We start from the raw sequence: 19,614 nt of genomic DNA, 5'->3' as shown, positions 1-19,614 counted from the left end.
GCAGCGAGCGAACCATGTTGTCCGGTTCTCGCGCTGACGACGAGCGCAGCGAGGAGGAAGCGTGAGCGAGCGCAGGAACGAGGCCGGGTTCGTGCTGGACACGGACCCGGCCCGGCTCGACCTCGACGTCGTCGAGCGCTGGCTGGCCCAGGAGAGCTACTGGGCCACCGGGCGCGAGCGCGCGGTCATCGAGCGCTCGCTGGCCGGCTCCACCGTGTACGGGGTCTACGCCCCGGACGGGACCCAGGTCGGCCTGCTGCGCGTGGTCACCGACGGGGCCACCTTCGCCTGGCTGTGCGACGTGTTCGTCGACAGCGCGTACCGCGGGCAGGGCCTGGCCCAGTGGGCGGTGGCGGCGGTCCGCGACGACCTGCACGCGCTCGGCGTGTACCGGATCCTGCTGGCCACCGCCGACGCGCACGGCGTCTACGCCAAGGTCGGGTTCGTCCCGCTGCCCGAGCCGGACCGCTGGATGCAGTTGACCACCCGGGTCATCGGCCTGCCCGACGTGCCCCACACCGCGCGGGCGCAGGCATGAGCTCGCCCGACCCGGACGGCCTCGAACGGCTGTGGACGCCGTGGCGCATGGCGTACGTCAGCGGCGGCGCGAAGCCGACCGAGTGCCCGTTCTGCGTCGCGCCGGTCTCCGACCCGGACGGGCTGGTCGTCGCGCGCGGTGAGGCCGTGTACGCGGTGCTCAACCGGTTCCCGTACAACCCGGGCCACCTGCTGATCTGCCCGTACCGGCACATCGACGACTACCCGGAGCTCGACGCCACCGAGACCGCGGAGCTGGCCGAGTTCACCAAGACGGCGATGCGGGTGGTCCGCAAGGTCTCCAACGCGCACGGGTTCAACATCGGGCTCAACCAGGGCCACGCCGCGGGCGCGGGCATCGCCGCGCACCTGCACCAGCACGTGGTGCCGCGGTGGGGCGGGGACAACAACTTCCTACCCGTGGTCGCGCGCACCAAGGCGCTGCCGCAGCTGCTCACCGACACCCGCGACCTGCTCCGCGAGGCCTGGCCGGCCTGATTTCCGCATGACGGCGCGCCGCGCGGGTATCCGGCTGCTGTCACACCCTCGCGGAAGGATGGCTGCCATGATTGGCACCCTGCGCACCGTCGTGCTCGACGCACCCGACATCAAGAGCCTGGCCGCTTTCTATGCGGACCTGGCCGGGCTGGACGAGCACTACGCCGACGACGAATGGATCACACTCAAGGTCGCCGACGGCACCCGCCTCGGCTTCCAGCGCGCGCCCGACCACGTGCCGCCGCGCTGGCCCGACCCGGCATACCCGCAGCAGCTGCACCTCGACCTGCGCGTGCCGGACATGGCCGCGGCGGTCGAGCACGCCGTCAAGCTCGGCGCGACCCGCCTGCCCGGCGGCGGCGAGACCTTCACGGTGCTGGCCGACCCGGCCGGCCACCCGTTCTGCCTCTGCCAGGGCGAGGTGGACAGCACCGCCCTCGCCGACGTGGCGATCGACTGCGCGTCCGCCGGGCCGCTGGCCCGCTTCTACAGCGAGCTACTCGGCCTGCCGGTCACCTGGGAGGGCGAGGGCGGCGCCATGATCTCCACCGAGGGCCGGCTGCCGGTGATCTTCCAGGAGATCGCCGACCACCAGGCCCCGCGCTGGCCCGACCCGGCCCACCCGCAGCAGCTGCACCTCGACGTGGAGGTCGCCGACGTCGAGGCGGCCGAGACCGCGGTGCTCGCGCTGGGTGGCACCCGGCTGACCGGCGGGGGCGACAACTGGCGGGTGTACGCCGACCCGGTCGGCCACCCGTTCTGCCTGGTCTGGTGACCGGCGGGTGCCCTCGCACCGGTGGCGCGGGCACCCCGCACCGTCACGTTGTGTGACGTGATCGCGCAAAGGGAACCGAGGAGGGGCCCTCGCACGTCACCATCGGCGTAGACGGCCCGCTGCCGCCGCCCGGCCACCGGGCGGCGGGGGAGCGGGGGACGGGGGTCCATCATGGTTTCTCGGCGCGAGTTGGTGCGCCTGCTGGCCGTGGGCGGCGCGGGCGCGGCCGCCGCCGTGGCGGCGCCGAAGGTGCGCTCCTGGTTCGGGCCGGACCGGCTGCCGCTGGACGGCGGATACGCCCCCGCCGGCAACGAGCTGGGCTGGCACAACGGCGCGGTGCGGGTGCTGTGGCACGTCACCACCGACCGTCCGCTGATCGCGCTGACCTTCGACGACGGTCCGGAGCCCGACTGGACGCCCCGGGTGCTCGACGCCCTCGACGAACTCGACGCCAAGGCCACGTTCTTCGTCGTCGGCGAACGGCTGGTGCGCAATGCCGCCCTGGTCAAGGGCCGGTACGCCCGCCACGAGGTCGGCAACCACACCTGGGCGCACAAGGACCTGGCCCAGCGTGACGAGAAGGGCGTACGCGACCAGCTGCGCCGCTGCCACGACGCCGTCGCCGAGCACGTCGGACGCGCGCCGACGCTGCTGCGCCCGCCGTGGGGCCACCTCGCCGGCACCACGCTGACCGTCGCCGAGGAGTTCGGCTACGACGTGGTCATGTGGTCGCAGCGGATGCGCGAGAACCTGTTCCTGGACCACCCCGGCGGCATCGTCGCCGACACGGCCGAGCAGGCCCGCCGCGGCGCGGTGATCCTGGCGCACGACACGGGCCCGGCCGACCGCCTGGTCTGCATCGCCAACCTCAAGGGCATCGTCACCGCGCTCCGGATCCGCGGCTTCGAGCTGGTCACCGTCTCCGAACTCCTCGCCGCCGGCCGCCCCGCCACCACCTGACCCGCCCACCACCTGCGGCCCGTTCGTCATAGACGTTGGCCTATCTGGTTGAAAATCCGTAGATCGGACTCATCCAGATAGGCCAATGTCTATGTAAAGCGGGATCGGGTCAGCGGGTGGGGGTGTGTTCCTTGCGGGCCTGGTCGGCGAGGTGGCCGGGCATCGGCTCGTAGCGGGCGAACTCGCGGGTGAAAGTGCCCGCCCCGGCGGTCATCGAGCGCAGGTCCACCAGGTATCGCAGCAGCTCCACGGCGGGCACCTCGGCGCGGACCTGGGTGCGGTCGGCGCCGCCCGGGTCGGACTCGGAGCCCAGCACCCGGCCGCGCCGGCCGGACAGGTCGCTCATCACCGCGCCGACCGCCGAGTCGGGCACCGTGATGACCACCTCGTCGACCGGCTCCAGCAGGGTGATCTGCGCCTTCTCGGCGGCGTCCTTGAGGGCCATGCTGCCCGCGGTCTGGAACGCCGCGTCGGAGGAGTCGACGCTGTGCGCCTTGCCGTCGACCAGCGTCACCCGGAAGTCGACCACGGGGTAGCCGGCCACGATGCCCTTCTCGGCCTGCGCGCGTACCCCCTTCTCGACGCTGGGGATGTAGTTGTGCGGGATCGCGCCACCGACGATCTTGTCGACGAACTCGATGCCTGTGCCGCGCGGCAGCGGCTCGAGCTGGATCGAGCAGACGGCGTACTGGCCGTGCCCGCCGGACTGCTTGACGTGGCGGCCCTGACCGGCGGCGGGAGCGGCGAACGCCTCACGCAGGGCCACCTTCGCGGGTTCGGTGGACAGCTCGACGCCGCCCGCCCGCAGCCGGTCCAGCACCACGTCGGCGTGCGCCTCGCCCATGCACCACAGCACCAGCTGGTGGGTCTCGGGGTTGCGCTCCAGGCGCAGCGTCGGGTCGCCCGCGACCAGCTTGGCCAGGTTCTTGGCCAGCGCGTCCTCGTCGGAACGGGTCTTGGGCACCACGGCGACCGGCAGCAGCGGCTCGGGCATCTGCCACGGGGCCATCAGCAGCGGCCTGTCCCTGCCGGAGATGGTGTCGCCGGTCTCCGCGGCGGTCGACTTGGTGACCGCGCAGATGTCGCCGGCCACGCACATGCTCACCTCGCGCAGGTTCGCGCCGAGCGGGGAGTAGACGTGCAGGACGCGCTCGTCGGCGTCGTGGTCGGGGTGCCCGCGCTCGGCCAGGCCGTGGCCGCTGATGTGCACCGGGGTGTCCGCGCGCAGTGTGCCGGAGAACACCCGGACCAGGCTGACCCGGCCCACGTACGGGTCGATGGTGGTCTTGACGACCTCGGCCACCAGCGGCCCGTTCGGGTCGCACTCCAGCGCGTCGCGGGGCGAGCCGTCGATGGCGGTGACCGCGGGCAGCGGGTGCTCCAGCGGGGTCGGGAAGGCCCGGGTCAGCAGCTCCAGCAGCGCGTCCAGGCCGACGCCGGTCTCCGCGCACACCGGCACCGCCGGGTGGAAGTGGCCGCGGGCGACGGCCTTCTCCAGGTCGTCGATGAGCACCTGGGAGTCGATGACCTCGCCCGCGAGGTACCGGTCCATGAGGGTCTCGTCCTCGCTCTCGGCGATGATGCCCTCGATCAGCTCGCCGCGGGACTCCTCGATCGCGGGCAGGTGCTCGGCGTCGGGCTGTCGTACCTGGGGCGGGTAGCCGCCGGAGTAGTCGTAGACCTGCTGCGAGATCAGGCCGATCAGGCCCTCCACGGACTGGCCGTCGTCGCCGTGCATGGGCAGGTACAGCGGCTGCACCTCCTCGCCGAAGACCCGCTGGCACAGGGCGAGGGCCTCGTCGAAGTCGGCCCTCGGGTGGTCCAGCCGGGTGATCGCCACGGCGCGTGGCATGCCGACGGCGGCGCACTCCTCCCAGAGAGTGGCCGTGGCGGCGTCCATGCCGTCCCAGGCGCTGACCACGAACAGGGCCGCGTCGGCGGCGCGCAGGCCCGCGCGCAGCTCGCCCACGAAGTCGGCGTAGCCGGGGGTGTCCAGCAGGTTGACCTTCACGCCCTGGTGGGTGAGGGGGGCGCAGGCCAGCGCGACCGAGCGCTGCTGCTTGACCGCGGCCGGGTCGTGGTCGGTCACCGTGGTCCCCTCGGTGACCGTGCCCGCCCGGCTGATCGTCTGCGTGGCCGTGAGCAGCGCCTCGACCAGCGTCGTCTTACCGCTGCCGGCGTGCCCCACCACCACCACGTTGCGCACGTCTGACGGCTGCTCGGCGACCTGCGCCGGAGCCTGTGAGACCTTCTCCTTGTCGCCGCGCGCCATCTGTCCGCCTCCTGTTGCCGTGTCGGTTACTGCATTGTTTCCGATCCCACACCCATCGGGCGTACGGACACAACCCCGGCGTCAGCGTGTCGCCGCTGTCGGACACGCTGACGCCCACCGCTATCGTTAGCGCCATCATGGCGAAGATCCTCAGCGTGGTCGGCAAGGCCGGCACGGCCCGCCTGCTCGATCCCCTCAGCCGGGCGCTCCTGCGAGCGGGTGTGAGCCCGAATGCGGTGACCATAGTCGGCACCCTGGGCGTGCTGGTCGGCGCCTTCGGCTTCGCGGCGCGCGGCCACTGGATCGCCGCTGTCGTGATCATCACGGTGTGCGGGCTCACCGACATCATGGACGGGGCGATGGCCCGCGCCCGCGGCAGCGCCAACCGCTACGGCGCCCTGCTGGACTCGACGATGGACCGGATCGCCGACGGCGCGATCTTCGCGGCCATCGCCTGGTGGTACGCCGGCACCGGCGACCGCCTCTCCCTCGCCGCCGCGCTGATCTGCCTGGTCACCGGGCAGGTCGTCTCCTACGTCAAGGCACGTGCCGAGGGGCTGGGCATGTCCTGCCACGTCGGCCTCGTCGAGCGGGCCGAACGCCTGATCACCGTCGGCGTCGGCGCGCTGCTGACCGGATTCGGCCTGGCCTGGGGCCTGCCCGCGTCGCTGTGGCTGCTCGCGGCGGGCTCGGTGTTCACCATCTGGCAGCGCATGTGGCACGTGCACAAGCAGGAGTCGGCCGGGGAGTCGGTGTGAGCGGCCGGGAACGGTTGGTCGAGTTCGGCTACGCGGCCGGGTGGCGGCTGGTCCGGGCACTGCCCGAGTCCGCCGCGTCGGCGCTGTTCCGGGCCGGCGCGGACCGGGCCGCCGCGAAGCGGGGACCGGGCGTGCAGCGGCTGGCCCGCAACCTGGGCCACGTGCTCGGCGGGACCGCCTCCGACGAGCTGGTCCGCGACGCCGTGCGCTCCTACGCCCGCTACTGGCTGGAGGCGTTCCGGCTGCCGTCGAAGTCGAAGGCCCAGCTGCGCGACGGCTTCCGGCTGCACGGCGTGGAGAAGCTGATCGCCGCCCACGAGGCCGGCACCGGCGCGATCGTCGCGCTGCCGCACGCCGGCAACTGGGACGCAGCCGGGGCCGTGGTCACCGCGCACGGGGTGCCGCTGACCACGGTCGCCGAGCGGCTCAAGCCGGAGGGGCTGTACCGCCGCTTCCTGGAGTACCGCGAGAACCTCGGCATGACCATCATCCCGACCGTGGGCGGCAAGGGTTCGCCGATCGACGCGCTGGTCCAGGCTCTCGGGCAGGCGCACATCGTGCCGCTGCTGGCCGACCGGGACCTGTCCGCGCGCGGCGTCGAGGTGGAGTTCTTCGGCGGGCGCACGCGTATGCCCGCCGGTCCGGCGATGCTGGCGCTGCGCACCGGCGCGCCGCTGTTCGTGGTGGACATGTGGTACGAGCCGGACTCCGGCTGCGGCCGGGTGGTCGGGCCGCTGCCGGTGCCCGACGCGGCCGCCGGGCCGCTGGACGTCCGGGTCAAGCTGCTCACCCAGCAGGTCGCCGACGGTCTGGCCCGCGGCATCGCCGCGCACCCGGCCGACTGGCACATGCTGCAGAAGCTGTGGCTGACCGAGCCGCCCGCGGGCGACCCGGCGGCCGCCCGCGCCACCTCGGCCGCGGGCGCCACCGACCCCGAGGAGTGACGTGCGGATCGGAATCGTCTGCCCGTACTCGATGGACGTGCCGGGCGGGGTGCAGTTCCACGTGCGCGACCTCGCCGAGACGCTGATCGCGATGGGGCACGAGGTCAGCGTGCTCGCGCCGGCCGACGACGACCAGCCCCTGCCGCCGTACGTGGTGGCCGCCGGTCGGGCCGTGCCGGTGCCCTACAACGGGTCGGTGGCCCGGCTCAACTTCGGCCCGATCTCGGCCGCCCGCACCCGCCGCTGGCTGCACCAGGGCGACTTCGACGTGCTGCACGTGCACGAGCCGCTGACGCCGAGCCTGTCGCTGCTGGCGGTGATGTCGGCGCGGGGCCCGGTGGTGGCGACCTTCCACACGGCGATGACCCGCTCGCGCGCGCTGGCCGCCGGTGCGCCCGTGGCCCGGGTGGTTTTGGAGCGCATCACCGGCCGTATCGCGGTCAGCGAGCTGGCCCGCCGGGTGCAGGTGGAGCACCTGGACGGCGGCGCGGTGGAGATCCCGAACGGCGTCTCGGTGGCGCACTTCGCCGACGCCGAACCCCTGCCGGGCTGGCCGGGGGAGTGCCGTCCCGGGTACGGCGGCACGGTGGGCTTCCTGGGCCGCTTCACCGAGCCCCGCAAGGGCTTCGACATCCTCGCCCGCGCGCTGGCCGAGGTGATGCCGCGGCGTCCCGGCTTGCGGCTGCTGCTGGCCGGTCCCGGCGACCTCGACGAGGTGGACCTGCCGCCGGTGGTGGCCGAGCGCACCACGTTCCTGGGCAAGGTGTCGGAGGAGGACAAGGCGCGCATGCTGCGCAGCGTCGACCTCTACATTGCCCCGAACACCGGCGGCGAGTCGTTCGGCATGATCCTCACCGAGGCGATGGCGGCGGGCGCGCCCGTGGTCGCCACCGACCTGGACGCGTTCCGGCGGGTGCTCGACGGCGGCCGGGCCGGCGCGCTGTTCCCCAACGGCGACGCCGCCTCGCTGGGGGAGGCCGTCACGGCGCTGCTCGACGACGGCGAACGCCGCCGTGAGCTGGCCGAGCACGCCGAGCGGGTGGTCGCCGCGTACGACTGGCCGGTGGTCGCCGCGCGGGTGCTGGAGGTCTACAACAGCGCCATCGAGGCGCTCGGCGAGACGGTGAGCGGAGCCGATCCCCCCGCGCAGTGGTGAGGCCGTAACAGCGCACCACTACGATGCCCGGCATGGGTTGGGTGATCGGCGTCGTGGCCGTGGTGGTCGTGATCGCGTCGTACGTCACCTGGACCGCGGGGCGGGTGGACCGCCTGCACCTGCGGGCCGCCTCGGCGGGCCGGGCGCTGGACTCCCAGCTGGTGCGCCGCGCGGCGGCCGCCGCGGTGTTGGCCGAGACCGAGCTGGCCGGCGACCCCGCGGGCGCGGACCTGTACGCCGCGGCCCGCGCCGCGCTGGACGCCCGCGAGGACGACCGTGAGGCCTCGGAGAACGACCTGACCCGGATGCTGCGCAAGCAGGCCCTCGATCCGCAGGAGCCGAACGGGGCGGCCGTGATCGCGGCCAGCCGCCGGGTGGCGCTGGCCCGCCAGATGCACACCGACCTGGTCCGCGCCGCGCTGGGCGCGCGCGAGCGGCCGCTGGTGCGGCTGCTGCGGCTCAACCGCAAGCACACCCGCCCGGCGTACTTCGACATCGACGACCCGACCTTGAGCGTGGGCTGACGGCTCGGGTACATTTGCGGCCTCCGCTGAGTTGTCCCAGGTCACACCTGTGACCCGTGTCACAGGCCGGGCCACAGGGTGCTGATTGGCCGTCGGGTGGCCCGCTCGCCCCCGCGTAGAATTCAGGCCAGCGGAGCCTGCCGCCCGCCCTGCGGTGATCGCAAGACGCCGGGCGGCCTCCTCCGCGGTCCTCGAGATCCCGTGTGTCAGGAGAAGCGCGACATCATGTCTGCAACCGAGTCTGTGAACGTACCGGTGACCGGCACCGCCCGCGTGAAGCGCGGTATGGCCGAGATGCTCAAGGGCGGCGTGATCATGGACGTCGTCAACGCGGAGCAGGCGAAGATCGCCGAGGACGCCGGCGCCGTCGCCGTCATGGCGCTGGAGCGCGTGCCCGCCGACATCCGCGCCCAGGGCGGCGTGTCCCGCATGAGCGACCCCGACATGATCGACGGCATCATCAACGCCGTCTCCATCCCGGTCATGGCCAAGGCCCGCATCGGCCACTTCGTCGAGGCCCAGGTGCTCCAGGCGCTCGGCGTCGACTACGTCGACGAGTCCGAGGTGCTGACCCCGGCCGACTACGCCAACCACATCGACAAGTGGCAGTTCACCGTGCCCTTCGTCTGCGGCGCGACCAACCTGGGCGAGGCGCTGCGCCGGATCACCGAGGGCGCGGCCATGATCCGCTCCAAGGGCGAGGCCGGCACCGGTGACGTCTCCAACGCCACCACCCACATGCGCAAGATCCGTGGCGAGATCAAGAAGCTGGCCTCGCTGCCCGCCGACGAGCTCTACGTCGCGGCCAAGGAGCTGCAGGCGCCGTACGAGCTGGTCAAGGAGATCGCCGAGACCGGCAAGCTGCCCGTCGTGCTGTTCACCGCGGGCGGCATCGCCACCCCGGCCGACGCCGCGATGATGATGCAGCTCGGCGCCGAGGGCGTGTTCGTCGGCTCCGGCATCTTCAAGTCGGGCAACCCGGCCCAGCGCGCCGAGGCGATCGTGAAGGCCACCACCTTCTACGACGACCCGGACGTTCTCGCCAAGGTCTCCCGCGGCCTGGGCGAGGCCATGGTCGGCATCAACGTCGACGAGATCCCGCAGCCGCACCGCCTGGCCGAGCGCGGCTGGTGAACCCGGGACCGGCCGCGTGGCTGGTCACTGTGGAACTTCAGGATCGCCGTCTCGTGTCCGAACCTCGGGTCATACCTGAGGCTTCGACATGAGACGGCGATCTTCGTTTCCACGCCGAGTCACATCGGGCCGATGTCCCACTTCCGGATGTGGGAGAAGATGAGCTGGGTTTCCAGGTGGGCCACCTCGCGGCGGGAGGTGAAGCCGTCGAGGAGCAGGCGCTGCAGGTGGGCGGCGTCGCGGACGGCGACGTGCACCAGGAAGTCGTCGGCGCCGGCGATGTGGCTCAGTGCGATCGTCTCGGGCAGGTCCAGCACGAAGCGGATGAACGGCTCCACCACGTCGCGGTTGTGCGGGCGTACCCGTACCGCGATGTAGGCCTGCAGCGGGCGGCCCAGCGCGGCCGGATCGGCGTCGGCGTGGAAGCCTGCCAGGACCCCGCGGCGCTGCAGCGCGCGTACCCGCTCCAGGCAGGTCGAGGCCGCGACATTGACGCGCGCCGCCAGATCCTTGTTCGAGATCCGCGCATCGTTCTGCAACTCGCGCAGGATCGCCGCGTCGATCGCATCAAGCACGGTGTTCTCCGCCATACCCCGAAGAGTATTCGGAACCGGTTTACCGGGGCCGAAGAAGGCCCGAAGATCACGCCCATGACCTACGCCGTCGACACCCGTGCCGTGCACGCGGGCCGCGCTGACCTGGCCGAGCTCGGTGTGCACGCGCTCCCGCTGGACTTCTCCACCACGTACCCGATGCACGACCAGGTCGCCGCGGGCGCGGCCCTCGGTGCGTTCGCCGACGGCGCGGCCACCGCCGCGACCCCGGTCTACCAGCGGCTCTACAACCCGACCACGGCCCGCTTCGAGCAGGCGCTCGCCGAGCTGGAGGGCACCGAGGCCGCCGTCTCGTTCGCCTCCGGCATGGCCGCGATCACCGCGGTGCTGCAGGCGGCCTGCCTGATGAGCGACCGGCGGCACGTGGTGGCCGTACGCCCGCTCTACGGCGGCACCGACCACCTGCTCTCGATCGGCCTGCTCGGCCTGTCCGTGACCTGGGTCGACCAGGACGAGGTCGCGGGCGCGATCCGCCCCGACACCGGCCTCGTCGTGGTCGAGACCCCGGGCAACCCGACCCTGGGCCTGGTCGACATCGCCACCGTGTGCATCCAGGCCGGTGACGTCCCGGTGCTGGTCGACAACACCTTCGCCACGCCGGTGCTGCAGAACCCGGCCAAGCTGGGCGCGTCCTACGTGGTGCACTCCGGCACGAAGTACCTCGGCGGGCACGGCGACGTGCTCGGCGGCGTGGTCGCCTGCGCCGAGCAGCGGGCCGGCGCACTGCGCCAGGTGCGCATCCTCACCGGCGCGGTGCTGCACCCGCTGGCCGGCTATCTGCTGCACCGCGGGCTGGCCACCCTGCCGCTGCGGGTGCGCGCCGCCCAGGCGACCGCCGCGACGCTGGCCGTACGCCTGGCCGTGCACCGCGGCATCGGCAAGGTGCACTACCCGGGCCTGCCCGGCAACGACCCGCGCGGGCTGATCGGCCGCCAGATGCGCGGCCCCGGCGCGATGATCGCGTTCGAGACGACCGGTGACGCCGCGGCCGTGGTCGCCGCGCTGCGCCTGATCACCCCGGCCGTCAGCCTCGGCTCGGTCGACTCGCTGATCGAGCACCCGGCACTGCTGACCCACCGGCTGGTCGACGCCGCGGGCAAGCAGACCGGCGGCATCACCCCGAACCTGCTGCGCATGTCCGTCGGCCTGGAAGACGTCGACGACCTGTGGGCAGACCTCGACCAGGCCCTGACCGCCGCGACCCGCGCCACGGTCACCGTGGCCGCCGCTCCTGCGGCCTCGCCCGCACCGGCCACGGCCTCCGCAGCCGACCAGGGCACGGTTCCGGCCGCATCGGGCTCCGCCCCGACCGCGCCTGGCACGGCTCCGGTCGCTCCGGCCGAGCAGGCGTTCGCCGAGGAGTTCGCCGCGCTGGCGGACGCCGAGGCGGTGTCCGCCACATCGGCGCAGGCCGTGAACGGGAGCGCGCCCGTCCCGGCATAGACTCGACCTACAGTGGATGATCTTCTTGGGAGGACCCGTGCCAGACCTCGTCATCGGCGTACTCGCACTGCAGGGTGACGTGCGTGAGCACCTGGCCGCACTGGCCGAGTGCGACGTGATCGGCCGGCCGGTGCGCCGCCCCGAGGAGGTCGCCGAGATCGACGCCCTGGTCATCCCGGGCGGCGAGTCCACCACCATGAGCAAGCTGGCGCTCGCGTTCGAGGTGTACGAGCCCGTGCGCAAGCGACTCGCCGAAGGCATGCCGGCGTACGGTTCGTGCGCCGGCATGATCATGCTCGCCGACGAGGTGCTCGACGGGCGGCCCGACCAGAAGACGTTCGGCGGCATCGGCATGACGGTGCGCCGCAACGCCTTCGGCCGGCAGGTCGACTCCTTCGAGGCCCCGGTCGACATCGCGGGCGTCGAGGGCGAGCCGGTGCACGCGATCTTCATCCGCGCGCCGTGGGTCGAGTCGGTCACCGGCGATGTCGAGGTGCTGGGCCGGGTCACCGCAGGCCCCGCCACCGGTAGGATGGTCGCGGTCCGGCAGGGCAACCTGCTGGCCACCTCGTTCCACCCGGAGCTCACCGGGGATCTGCGGGTGCACCGTCTCTTCGTCGACATGGTGCGTGACCAGGCCTCCTGACCCGGGGGAGTCTTCACCAGCGCGCTGACGGAGGATCTGATGTCCGGCCACTCAAAGTGGGCGACGACCAAGCACAAGAAGGCGGCGATCGACGCCAAGCGGGGCAAGCTGTTCGCCCGCCTCATCAAGAACATCGAGGTGGCGGCGCGCACCGGTGGGGCCGATCCGGCGGGTAACCCGACGCTCTACGACGCGGTCCAGAAGGCCAAGAAGAACTCGGTCCCCAACGACAACATCGACCGGGCGCTCAAGCGGGGCTCCGGCCTGGAGGCCGGCGGCGCCGACTGGCAGACCATCATGTACGAGGGCTACGGCCCCAACGGCGTGGCGATCCTGATCGAGTGCCTCACCGACAACCGCAACCGCGCCGCGACCGAGGTGCGCACCGCACTGACCCGCAACGGCGGCAACCTGGCCGACGCCGGCTCGGTGTCGTACATGTTCTCCCGCAAGGGCCAGGTCATCGTGCCGAAGAACGGCCTGACCGAGGACGACGTGCTCGGCGCGGTGCTCGACGCCGGCGCGGAGGAGTGCAACGACCTCGGCGAGTCGTTCGAGGTCATCAGCGAGGCGGGCGACCTGCTCTCGGTCCGCAACGCCCTGCAGGCGGCCGGCATCGAGTACGAGTCGGCCGAGTCGACCTTCGTGCCCAGCGTGCAGGTGGCGCTGGACGAGGACGGCGCCCGCAAGGTGCTCAAGCTGATCGACGTGCTCGACGACTGTGACGACGTCCAGGACGTCTTCGCGAACTTCGACATCTCCGACGACATCATCGAGAAGATCGAAGCCTGACCGCCGCGGGTCCGCCCCGCAGCTTGATCGCCCGACCCGCCGGGCACCTGTGCGTATCTTGAAGTCGGATACGCCCGGTTGCCTGGCAGGCCGGGCGATCTTTGCGTCCGGGGCGGTCTTGTTTCCGCTATTCGGGTGACGGCGGGCGAATTCTGGGCATCATGGTCTCTATGGTCGAAGTCCTCAACCCCGGTGAGCTGGAGCAGGGCCTGGCCGCTCTGCGCGGCTGGACCGGCGACGTGCACGGCATCACCCGCACCGTGAAGCTGCCCAGCTTCCCCGCCGCACTGGCCGTGGTGGCCCGGGTAGGGGAGGCGGCGGAGCGCATGGACCACCATCCGGACATGGACATCCGCTACCGCCATCTCACCTTCACGTGCTGCACCCACGCCGCGGGCGGCCTCACCGACCTGGACCTGCGCCTGGCCCGCCTGATCGACGAGATCGTCGCCGACGCCACGGCCGACCAGCCCGCCAACCACTGACCTCCCCCGGCACCGGCCCGCGTCTTCCCAGGTCACGACGGGTGGGACGTCAGGAAGGGCACCTTCTTCAACGCGGAGCGTTAAGAAGGTGCCCTTCCTTCGTCGACGGCCTCAGTCGGTGAGGCGGTCGGGGATGACTTTGATGACGGAGAAGAAGGCGCCCTGGGGGTCGGCCAGGACGGCGAAGCGGCCGGGTGGGATGTCGGTGGGCGGGACGGAGACGGTGCCGCCGAGTTCCTGGGCGCGGGCGACGGCGGCGTCGCAGTCGGCGACGTGGAAGTACACCATCCAGTGTGGCGGCAGGTCCTCCGGCCACTCGTCGCCCTCCATCGGCATCATGCCGCCGATGCGGGCCCCGTCGAGCTGGAACTCGGTGTAGATGACCGGGCCGAGCGGCATGTCCTGCGGCTTCCAGCCGAACACGCCGCCGTAGAAGATCTTCGAGCCCTCCGGGTCGCGGGTGGTGAGCTCGTTCCAGGCCAGCGTGCCGGGCCTGCGGAAGATCTCGCCGCCGCCGTGGGTGCCGGGCTGCCACACCGCGAACATCGCCCCGGCCTGGTCCAGGAAGACCGCCATCTGGCCGTATCCGAGCACGTCGAACGGTTCCAGCAGGACACTGCCGCCGAACTCGACGACCTTGGCGGCGGTGGCCGCCGCGTCCGAGGTCTCGACGTACGTCGTCCACATCGGTGGCTGGCTCTCGCCCTGGATCGGGCCCGCGCCGGCGACCTGCTTGCCGTCGATCAGGTATGTCGTGTAGCCGCCTGCCTCGGGTTCTGGGGTGACCTCGGCGTCCCAGTCGAACAGCTGGGTGTAGAACTCCGTGGCGCTCTTCAGATCGGTGGTGCTCAGGTCGACCCAGGTGGGAACGCCGGGTGCGTTGGCCATGCCGATACCCCTCTGTTTCGTGACACGGACCGGTTTGTCCGCTTCATCCGATGGTGGCAGACGAGGGGAGCGGAACCGCGCGAATCGCACATCGTCGACGTGTCGATTGTGTGGACGCGTTACATGGCTGTTGCCGCCTGATGAGTCATACGTTTCCCGGGCATTCGCAGTGACCCGGGTCACGTAGTACGAAGCATCCCAAGGAGCAACACATGGGCTCAGAAGGTTCCGCAGGTCAGCACCCTGCCTTACGGGCTCGCGGGCTGACCAAGGAGTTCCGCGGCTTCCGCGCGGTCGACGGCGTCGACCTCGCCGTGGCGGCGGGCAGCGTGCATGCGCTGGTCGGGCCCAACGGAGCCGGCAAGACCACGCTGTTCAACCTGCTCACCGGCTTTGCGCCGCCGACCGCCGGTCGCATCGAATTGGCGGGTGTGGACCTCACCGGCCTGGCCCCGGAGGGCTTCGCCCGCCGCGGCGTGGCCCGTTCCTTCCAGATCACCAGCCTGTTCGGCCAGCTCACCGCCTTGGAACACGTCGAGCTGGCGTTACAGAGCGGATCGTCGCTGGGCTGGAAGTTCTGGCGGTCGGCGAAGCTGATGCGCCGCTACACCCCGCGGGCGATGGAGCTGCTGGACATGGTCGGGCTGGCCGACCTGGCGCACACGACCGCCGACGCCCTCGCGTACGGCCGCAAGAGGGCCTTGGAGCTGGCGCTGGCGCTGGCCCTGGAGCCGTCGGTGCTGCTGCTGGACGAGCCGACGGCGGGCATGGGCCTGGAGGACGTGGACCGCACCGTCGCCCTGATCGCTGCCATCCGTGCAGGTCGGACCGTGGTCATGGTGGAGCACAACATGTCCGTGGTCGGCGCGCTGGCCGACCGGGTCACCGTGCTGCAGTCCGGCCGGGTGCTGGTGGAGGGCCCGTACGACGAGGTGCGCGCGGACGAACGCGTGATCACCGCCTACCTGGGTGAGGGAGCCGTCCGTGCTGCGCATTCATGAACTGTCGGCCTGGTACGGCGAGGCGCAGGTGCTGCGCGGGGTGAGCCTGGAGATCGCCGCGGGCGAGGTGGTCACCCTGTGCGGGCGCAACGGCGCGGGCAAGACCACGCTGCTGCGCTGCGTGATGGGCCTGCACCAGGGCCAGCGCGGCACCGTCGAGCTGGACGGCACGCCGCTGACCGGGCAGCCCGCGCACCGGCGCGCGCGGGCCGGGCTGGGTTGGGTGCCCGACGACCGCGGTTGCTACGCCACGCTGACCGTCGCCGAGACGCTGTCGCTGCCGCCCGTGGTCGGCCCGGCCCCGTGGTCGCTGGAGCAGGTGTACGACGCGTTCCCGCACCTGCACGCCCGCCGCGGCGCCCCGTCGACGACGCTGTCCGGCGGTGAGCAGCAGATGCTCGCGCTGGCCCGGGTGCTGCGGATGGGCGCGCGGCTGCTGCTCTGCGACGAGCCCACCGAGGGCCTGAGCCCGCTGCTGGTCGCGCAGGTCGGCGACATCCTGCGGCAGGCCAAGCAGCACGGGGTGGCCGTGCTGCTGGTGGAGCAGAACCTGCACTTCGCCACCACCGTCGCCGACCGCCATCACCTGCTGGCGGAGGGCCGCGTCGTGGAGTCGCTGGAGAACTCCGAGGTCGCCGCGCGCGAGAAGGACCTGCTGGCCTACCTCGGCATCTGAAAACGCACCACCCCCACACCCCCAGGGAGATGTCTTGCGTACCAAAGCGCTTTTGGTGATGTTGTGTTCCACTGCGCTGCTGGCCTCGGCCTGCGGTGGCGGCGGCCCGCAGTCGGCTGCCGCCGGTGGCGGGCTGTCCGACGGCAAGGTCGTGTTCGGCGTGCTCAACGACCAGTCCGGCGCGTACTCGCAGCTGTCCGGCAAGAACTCGATCAAGGCCGTGGAGCTGGCCATCGCCGATTACCAGGAGAAGTACGGCGACAAGGCCGTGGTCAAGGAGTTCGGCGTGGAGACCGCCGACCACCAGAACAAGCCGGACGTGGCGAATGCCAAGGCCGCCGAGCTGTACGACCGCAAGGCCGTCGACGTGATCCTGGACGTGCCGACCTCGTCGGCCGCGCTGAAGGTCGCCGACGTGGCCAAGGAGAAGAAGAAGCTCTACTTCAACATCTCCGCCGCGACCACCGACCTGACCGGCAAGTCCTGCAACAAGTACACGTTCCACTACGCCTACGACACGTACATGCTGGCCAACGGCACCGGCCGCAACACGACGGAGGAAGGCAAGAAGAACTGGTACATCGTGTACCCGGACTACGCGTTCGGCCAGGACATGGAGAAGAGCTTCTCCGCGGCGGTCGAAGCGGCGGGCGGCAAGATCGTGGGCCGGGACGCCGCCCCGTTCCCGAACACCAGCGGTGACTTCTCGACGTACCTGCTCAAGGCCCCGACGCTGACCCCGAAGCCGGACGTGCTGGGCACCATGCAGGCCGGCGCGGAGCTGGTCGCGCTGGTCAAGCAGTACAACGAGTTCAAGCTGCGGGACAAGGGCGTCGGGCTGGCCGTCGGCCTGATGTTCCTCACCGACATCCACTCGCTGACCCCGGCGGCGCTGGCCGGCACGACCTACACCGACGCCTGGTACTGGAACTACGACCTCACCAACCGCACCTTCGCGGACCGCTTCAAGACGGCCGCGGGAGTCCGCCCGACCTTCGCCCACGCCGCCAACTACTCCGCGGCGCTGCAGTACCTGGAGGCCGTGCAGGCCGCCGGCACCGACGGCTCCGACGCCGTGGTCAAGCAGCTCGAGGGCAAGACCGTGTCGGACCTGTTCCTGCGCAACGGCAAGATCCGCGCCGAGGACCACCGCGTCGTGCACGACGCCTACCTCGCCCAGGTCAAGGCCCCCGCCGAGGTCACCGAGGAGTGGGACTACGTGAAGATCCTCCGCACCATCCCCGCCGCCGAGGCCTTCCGCACCCCCAGCCCCGACTGCAAGCTCTGACGAAGGAAGGGCATCGTCGGCTCGCGTCAGCGAGACGAGCAGCAGCTCGGCACCTCGCTATGCGTTGTAGAGGGTGCCCTTCTTAACCCGGAAGGCCCACGCCTCATGGTGAATTTCCTGCAACACACGTTCAACGGGCTGGTCGGCGGTGCTTTCCTGGCACTGCTGGCGCTCGGTCTCGCGGTCATCTTCGGCATGCTCCGCGTCGTCAACTTCGCCCACGGCGCGATCTACATGCTCGGCGCGTTCGGGGCGTACGTCCTGCTCACCGAGGTCGGCCTGTCGTTCTGGTGGGCACTGATCGTCATGCCGCTGATGCTGGCCCTGTTCGGCATGGCGCTGGAACGGCTGGTGGTCGCCCGGCTGGCCCGCCTCGACCCGCTCTACAACTTCCTGCTCACCTTCGGCCTGACGCTGATCCTGCAGGACGCGGTGAAGTCCCGCTACGGCGTGCAGTCCAGCCCGTACGACGCCCCGGAGGTCCTGTCCGGCACCCTCGACCTCGGCGCGTTCGACTTCCCTGCGTACCGCGTGTTCGTGCTGGTCATGGCGGTGGCGGTGTGCGTCGGCGTGTGGTGGCTGCTCAGCCGGACCCGGGTCGGCATGGTGGTGCGGGCGGCCACCGAGCGCCCCGAGCTGAGCACCGCGCTCGGCATCGACGTGGGCCGCTGGGTGACGCCGGTGTTCGGGTTCGGCATCGGCCTGGCAGGGCTGGCCGGCGTGCTGGCCGCGCCGATCCGGGCGGTGAACCCGCTGATGGGCGCGGACCTGATCATCGTGGTCTTCGCGGTGGTGGTGATCGGCGGGCTGGGCTCGATCTTCGGCTCGGTGGCCGCCGGGTTCGCGATCGGGCTGGTGCAGGCCTGGGTGCAGGCCCTGGGCGAGCACTGGGCGCTGCTGTCGCAGGTGCTGGTCTTCCTGGTGATGGCCGGCGTGCTGCTGTGGCGCCCGGCCGGCCTGTTCGGACGAGAGGAGGCCCCGGCATGAGCGAGCAGAGCGCGCCGGAGCAGGAGACGGCCGCCGCCGGGTCCGTCGCGGTCGAGGACCAGGCCGTCGGGGTACGGGCCGAAGCCCGCGCCACGGCCACCGGCACACCCGTCCCGGCCGGGGGCACGATCGTGCCGCGTTGGCTGCGCTGGGCGCTGGTCGGGTCGGCGCTCGTGGTCGCGCTGTGGCTGCCCAACGGGCTGTACCCGACGGTCGCCGTCGACATCGCCTGCTGGGCGCTGTTCGCGGTGGCGGTGGACCTGCTGCTCGGATACACCGGGCTGATGTCCTTCGGGCACGCTGCCTTCTGGGGCACCTCGGCCTATGCCACCGGCCTGGCCGCGATCAACTGGGGCCTGCCGTTCCCGGTCGCGGTGCTGCTCGGCGCGCTGGCCGCCGTCGTGTTGGCGATCCCGGTCGGTTATCTGGCAGTCAAGCGGGTCGGCATCTACTTCGCGATGGTCACCCTCGCGTTCGCGCAGATGGTGTACTACATCGCCAACCAGTGGCGCTCGGTCACCCAGGGCGAGAACGGCCTGCAGCGGGTGCCGCGCGAGCTGTTCGGGCTGGACCTGACCGACGAGTACTACTTCTACTACGCGGCGCTGCCGATCGTGGCGGGCGGGCTGTTCCTGGTCTGGCGCGCGGTGCACTCGCCGTTCGGCCGGGTGCTGGTGGCGATCCGGGACAACCCGGCGCGGGCGCGGGCGCTCGGCTACCCGGTGCACCGGTACAAGCTGGCCGCGTTCCTGCTGTCGGCGTTCACCGCCGGGCTGGGCGGCGGCCTGTTCGCGATCGGCCACCGGTTCGTGTCGCTGGACGTGCTGCACTGGACCACCTCGGGCAAGGCCGTGATCATCGTGGTGCTCGGCGGCATCGGCACGCTGTGGGGCCCGGTCGTCGGCGCGGCGGGCGTGACCCGCCTGGAGGACTGGCTCTCCTTCGCCGGCTTCGAACAGATCGGCCTGGTCACCGGCGCCATCTTCGTGCTGACCGTCCTCATCTTCCGCCGCGGCCTCTGGGGCACCCTCGCCCACTGGCTCCGCCGCCGCTGACCGTCGGGCCCGGTCCGGCCAAGATCGCCCGACTTGCCGGGCACCTGGGCGAATGGCGGCTCAGGATACGCACGTTGCCCGGCAAGTCGGATGATCGAGGGGCGCGCCCCGGCATGGATGCCGGGGCGCGCGGGGGTGTGGCGGGGGGGGGGGGGGGGGCCGGTAGGAGAGGGGCGGGGTG

Annotated in this window: 21 protein-coding genes; 18 read left to right on the top strand and 3 right to left on the bottom strand. The window is 71.7% G+C overall.

Annotated features, from left to right (window positions below; translation table 11 throughout):
* The first annotated feature begins 61 nt into the window (after positions 1 to 61).
* From F9C41_RS27335 to F9C41_RS27320, 4 genes are all read left to right on the top strand, one after another.
* Complete coding sequence (locus F9C41_RS27335) at positions 62 to 538, top strand: GNAT family N-acetyltransferase (protein WP_155389721.1); 477 nt, start codon at positions 62 to 64, stop codon at positions 536 to 538.
* Positions 535 to 1,035 carry an HIT family protein gene (locus F9C41_RS27330; RefSeq protein ID WP_155389720.1) on the top strand — a complete coding sequence of 167 codons (501 nt, stop codon included), beginning with the start codon at positions 535 to 537 and terminating at the stop codon, positions 1,033 to 1,035. Before F9C41_RS27335 ends, F9C41_RS27330 begins: the two co-directional genes overlap by 4 nt.
* Before the next feature lie 67 nt (positions 1,036 to 1,102).
* On the top strand, positions 1,103 to 1,810 hold the full coding sequence (locus F9C41_RS27325; protein WP_155389719.1) for a VOC family protein: 708 nt from the start codon (positions 1,103 to 1,105) through the stop codon (positions 1,808 to 1,810).
* 171 nt (positions 1,811 to 1,981) lie between these two features.
* On the top strand, positions 1,982 to 2,770 hold the full coding sequence (locus F9C41_RS27320; protein WP_155389718.1) for a polysaccharide deacetylase family protein: 789 nt from the start codon (positions 1,982 to 1,984) through the stop codon (positions 2,768 to 2,770).
* Positions 2,771 to 2,879: 109 nt separating this feature from the next.
* Here the strand turns inward: F9C41_RS27320 and F9C41_RS27315 are convergent, their stop codons facing one another.
* Entirely contained in the window at positions 2,880 to 5,042 is a 2,163-nt protein-coding gene (locus F9C41_RS27315; RefSeq protein ID WP_155389717.1) for an elongation factor G-like protein EF-G2, read from the bottom strand.
* Positions 5,043 to 5,179: 137 nt separating this feature from the next.
* On the opposite strand from F9C41_RS27315, the gene pgsA reads away from it, so the two are divergent.
* From pgsA to pdxS, 5 genes are all read left to right on the top strand, one after another.
* On the top strand, positions 5,180 to 5,800 hold the full coding sequence (gene pgsA, locus F9C41_RS27310) for a phosphatidylinositol phosphate synthase (RefSeq protein WP_155389716.1): 621 nt from the start codon (positions 5,180 to 5,182) through the stop codon (positions 5,798 to 5,800).
* Positions 5,797 to 6,744 carry a phosphatidylinositol mannoside acyltransferase gene (locus tag F9C41_RS27305; protein WP_230690059.1) on the top strand — a complete coding sequence of 316 codons (948 nt, stop codon included), beginning with the start codon at positions 5,797 to 5,799 and terminating at the stop codon, positions 6,742 to 6,744. The genes pgsA and F9C41_RS27305 overlap by 4 nt, the downstream gene beginning before the upstream one ends.
* Before the next feature lies 1 nt (position 6,745).
* Positions 6,746 to 7,900, top strand: a complete 1,155-nt coding sequence (locus tag F9C41_RS27300; RefSeq protein WP_155389715.1) for a glycosyltransferase family 4 protein — start codon at positions 6,746 to 6,748, stop codon at positions 7,898 to 7,900.
* A gap of 32 nt (positions 7,901 to 7,932) precedes the next feature.
* Complete coding sequence (locus F9C41_RS27295; protein WP_196279977.1) at positions 7,933 to 8,424, top strand: hypothetical protein; 492 nt, start codon at positions 7,933 to 7,935, stop codon at positions 8,422 to 8,424.
* Positions 8,425 to 8,649: 225 nt separating this feature from the next.
* Positions 8,650 to 9,558: a pyridoxal 5'-phosphate synthase lyase subunit PdxS gene (gene pdxS, locus F9C41_RS27290; protein ID WP_144125515.1), complete on the top strand. Its 909-nt coding sequence runs from the start codon at positions 8,650 to 8,652 to the stop codon at positions 9,556 to 9,558.
* Between the two features lie 119 nt (positions 9,559 to 9,677).
* On the opposite strand, the gene F9C41_RS27285 is transcribed toward pdxS, so the two are convergent.
* Positions 9,678 to 10,148: an Lrp/AsnC family transcriptional regulator gene (locus F9C41_RS27285; RefSeq protein ID WP_144125512.1), complete on the bottom strand. Its 471-nt coding sequence runs from the start codon at positions 10,146 to 10,148 to the stop codon at positions 9,678 to 9,680.
* A 60-nt stretch (positions 10,149 to 10,208) separates the two neighbouring features.
* On the opposite strand from F9C41_RS27285, the gene F9C41_RS27280 reads away from it, so the two are divergent.
* The 4 genes from F9C41_RS27280 (at position 10,209) to F9C41_RS27265 (ending at position 13,538) form a co-directional block, all read left to right on the top strand.
* The gene (locus F9C41_RS27280; protein ID WP_155389713.1) at positions 10,209 to 11,615 is read left to right on the top strand and encodes a trans-sulfuration enzyme family protein; all 1,407 of its coding nucleotides are present in this window, start codon (positions 10,209 to 10,211) and stop codon (positions 11,613 to 11,615) included.
* Positions 11,616 to 11,631: 16 nt separating this feature from the next.
* The gene (gene pdxT / locus F9C41_RS27275) at positions 11,632 to 12,261 is read left to right on the top strand and encodes a pyridoxal 5'-phosphate synthase glutaminase subunit PdxT (protein WP_120320051.1); all 630 of its coding nucleotides are present in this window, start codon (positions 11,632 to 11,634) and stop codon (positions 12,259 to 12,261) included.
* A gap of 39 nt (positions 12,262 to 12,300) precedes the next feature.
* Entirely contained in the window at positions 12,301 to 13,053 is a 753-nt protein-coding gene (locus tag F9C41_RS27270) for a YebC/PmpR family DNA-binding transcriptional regulator (RefSeq protein ID WP_155389712.1), read from the top strand.
* Between the two features lie 170 nt (positions 13,054 to 13,223).
* Positions 13,224 to 13,538, top strand: coding sequence for a 4a-hydroxytetrahydrobiopterin dehydratase (locus F9C41_RS27265; RefSeq protein ID WP_155389711.1), 315 nt, complete (start codon positions 13,224 to 13,226; stop codon positions 13,536 to 13,538).
* Positions 13,539 to 13,649: 111 nt separating this feature from the next.
* On the opposite strand, the gene F9C41_RS27260 is transcribed toward F9C41_RS27265, so the two are convergent.
* Positions 13,650 to 14,426, bottom strand: a complete 777-nt coding sequence (locus tag F9C41_RS27260; RefSeq protein ID WP_155389710.1) for a VOC family protein — start codon at positions 14,424 to 14,426, stop codon at positions 13,650 to 13,652.
* A gap of 212 nt (positions 14,427 to 14,638) precedes the next feature.
* Between F9C41_RS27260 and F9C41_RS27255 the strand changes: the two genes are divergently transcribed.
* The 5 genes from F9C41_RS27255 (at position 14,639) to F9C41_RS27235 (ending at position 19,433) form a co-directional block, all read left to right on the top strand.
* Complete coding sequence (locus F9C41_RS27255; protein ID WP_155389709.1) at positions 14,639 to 15,427, top strand: ABC transporter ATP-binding protein; 789 nt, start codon at positions 14,639 to 14,641, stop codon at positions 15,425 to 15,427.
* Positions 15,411 to 16,103, top strand: a complete 693-nt coding sequence (locus F9C41_RS27250) for an ABC transporter ATP-binding protein (protein WP_155389708.1) — start codon at positions 15,411 to 15,413, stop codon at positions 16,101 to 16,103. Before F9C41_RS27255 ends, F9C41_RS27250 begins: the two co-directional genes overlap by 17 nt.
* A gap of 58 nt (positions 16,104 to 16,161) precedes the next feature.
* Positions 16,162 to 17,391: an ABC transporter substrate-binding protein gene (locus F9C41_RS27245; protein ID WP_155389824.1), complete on the top strand. Its 1,230-nt coding sequence runs from the start codon at positions 16,162 to 16,164 to the stop codon at positions 17,389 to 17,391.
* A gap of 105 nt (positions 17,392 to 17,496) precedes the next feature.
* Positions 17,497 to 18,378 carry a branched-chain amino acid ABC transporter permease gene (locus F9C41_RS27240; RefSeq protein ID WP_155389707.1) on the top strand — a complete coding sequence of 294 codons (882 nt, stop codon included), beginning with the start codon at positions 17,497 to 17,499 and terminating at the stop codon, positions 18,376 to 18,378.
* Positions 18,375 to 19,433, top strand: a complete 1,059-nt coding sequence (locus tag F9C41_RS27235) for a branched-chain amino acid ABC transporter permease (protein ID WP_155389706.1) — start codon at positions 18,375 to 18,377, stop codon at positions 19,431 to 19,433. The genes F9C41_RS27240 and F9C41_RS27235 overlap by 4 nt, the downstream gene beginning before the upstream one ends.
* Positions 19,434 to 19,614 lie beyond the last annotated feature (181 nt).

This window comes from Catellatospora paridis (assembly GCF_009720365.1).
GTDB classification, from domain to species: Bacteria; Actinomycetota; Actinomycetes; order Mycobacteriales; family Micromonosporaceae; genus Catellatospora; species Catellatospora paridis.
This window is presented reverse-complemented; position numbering and strand designations above follow the sequence as displayed.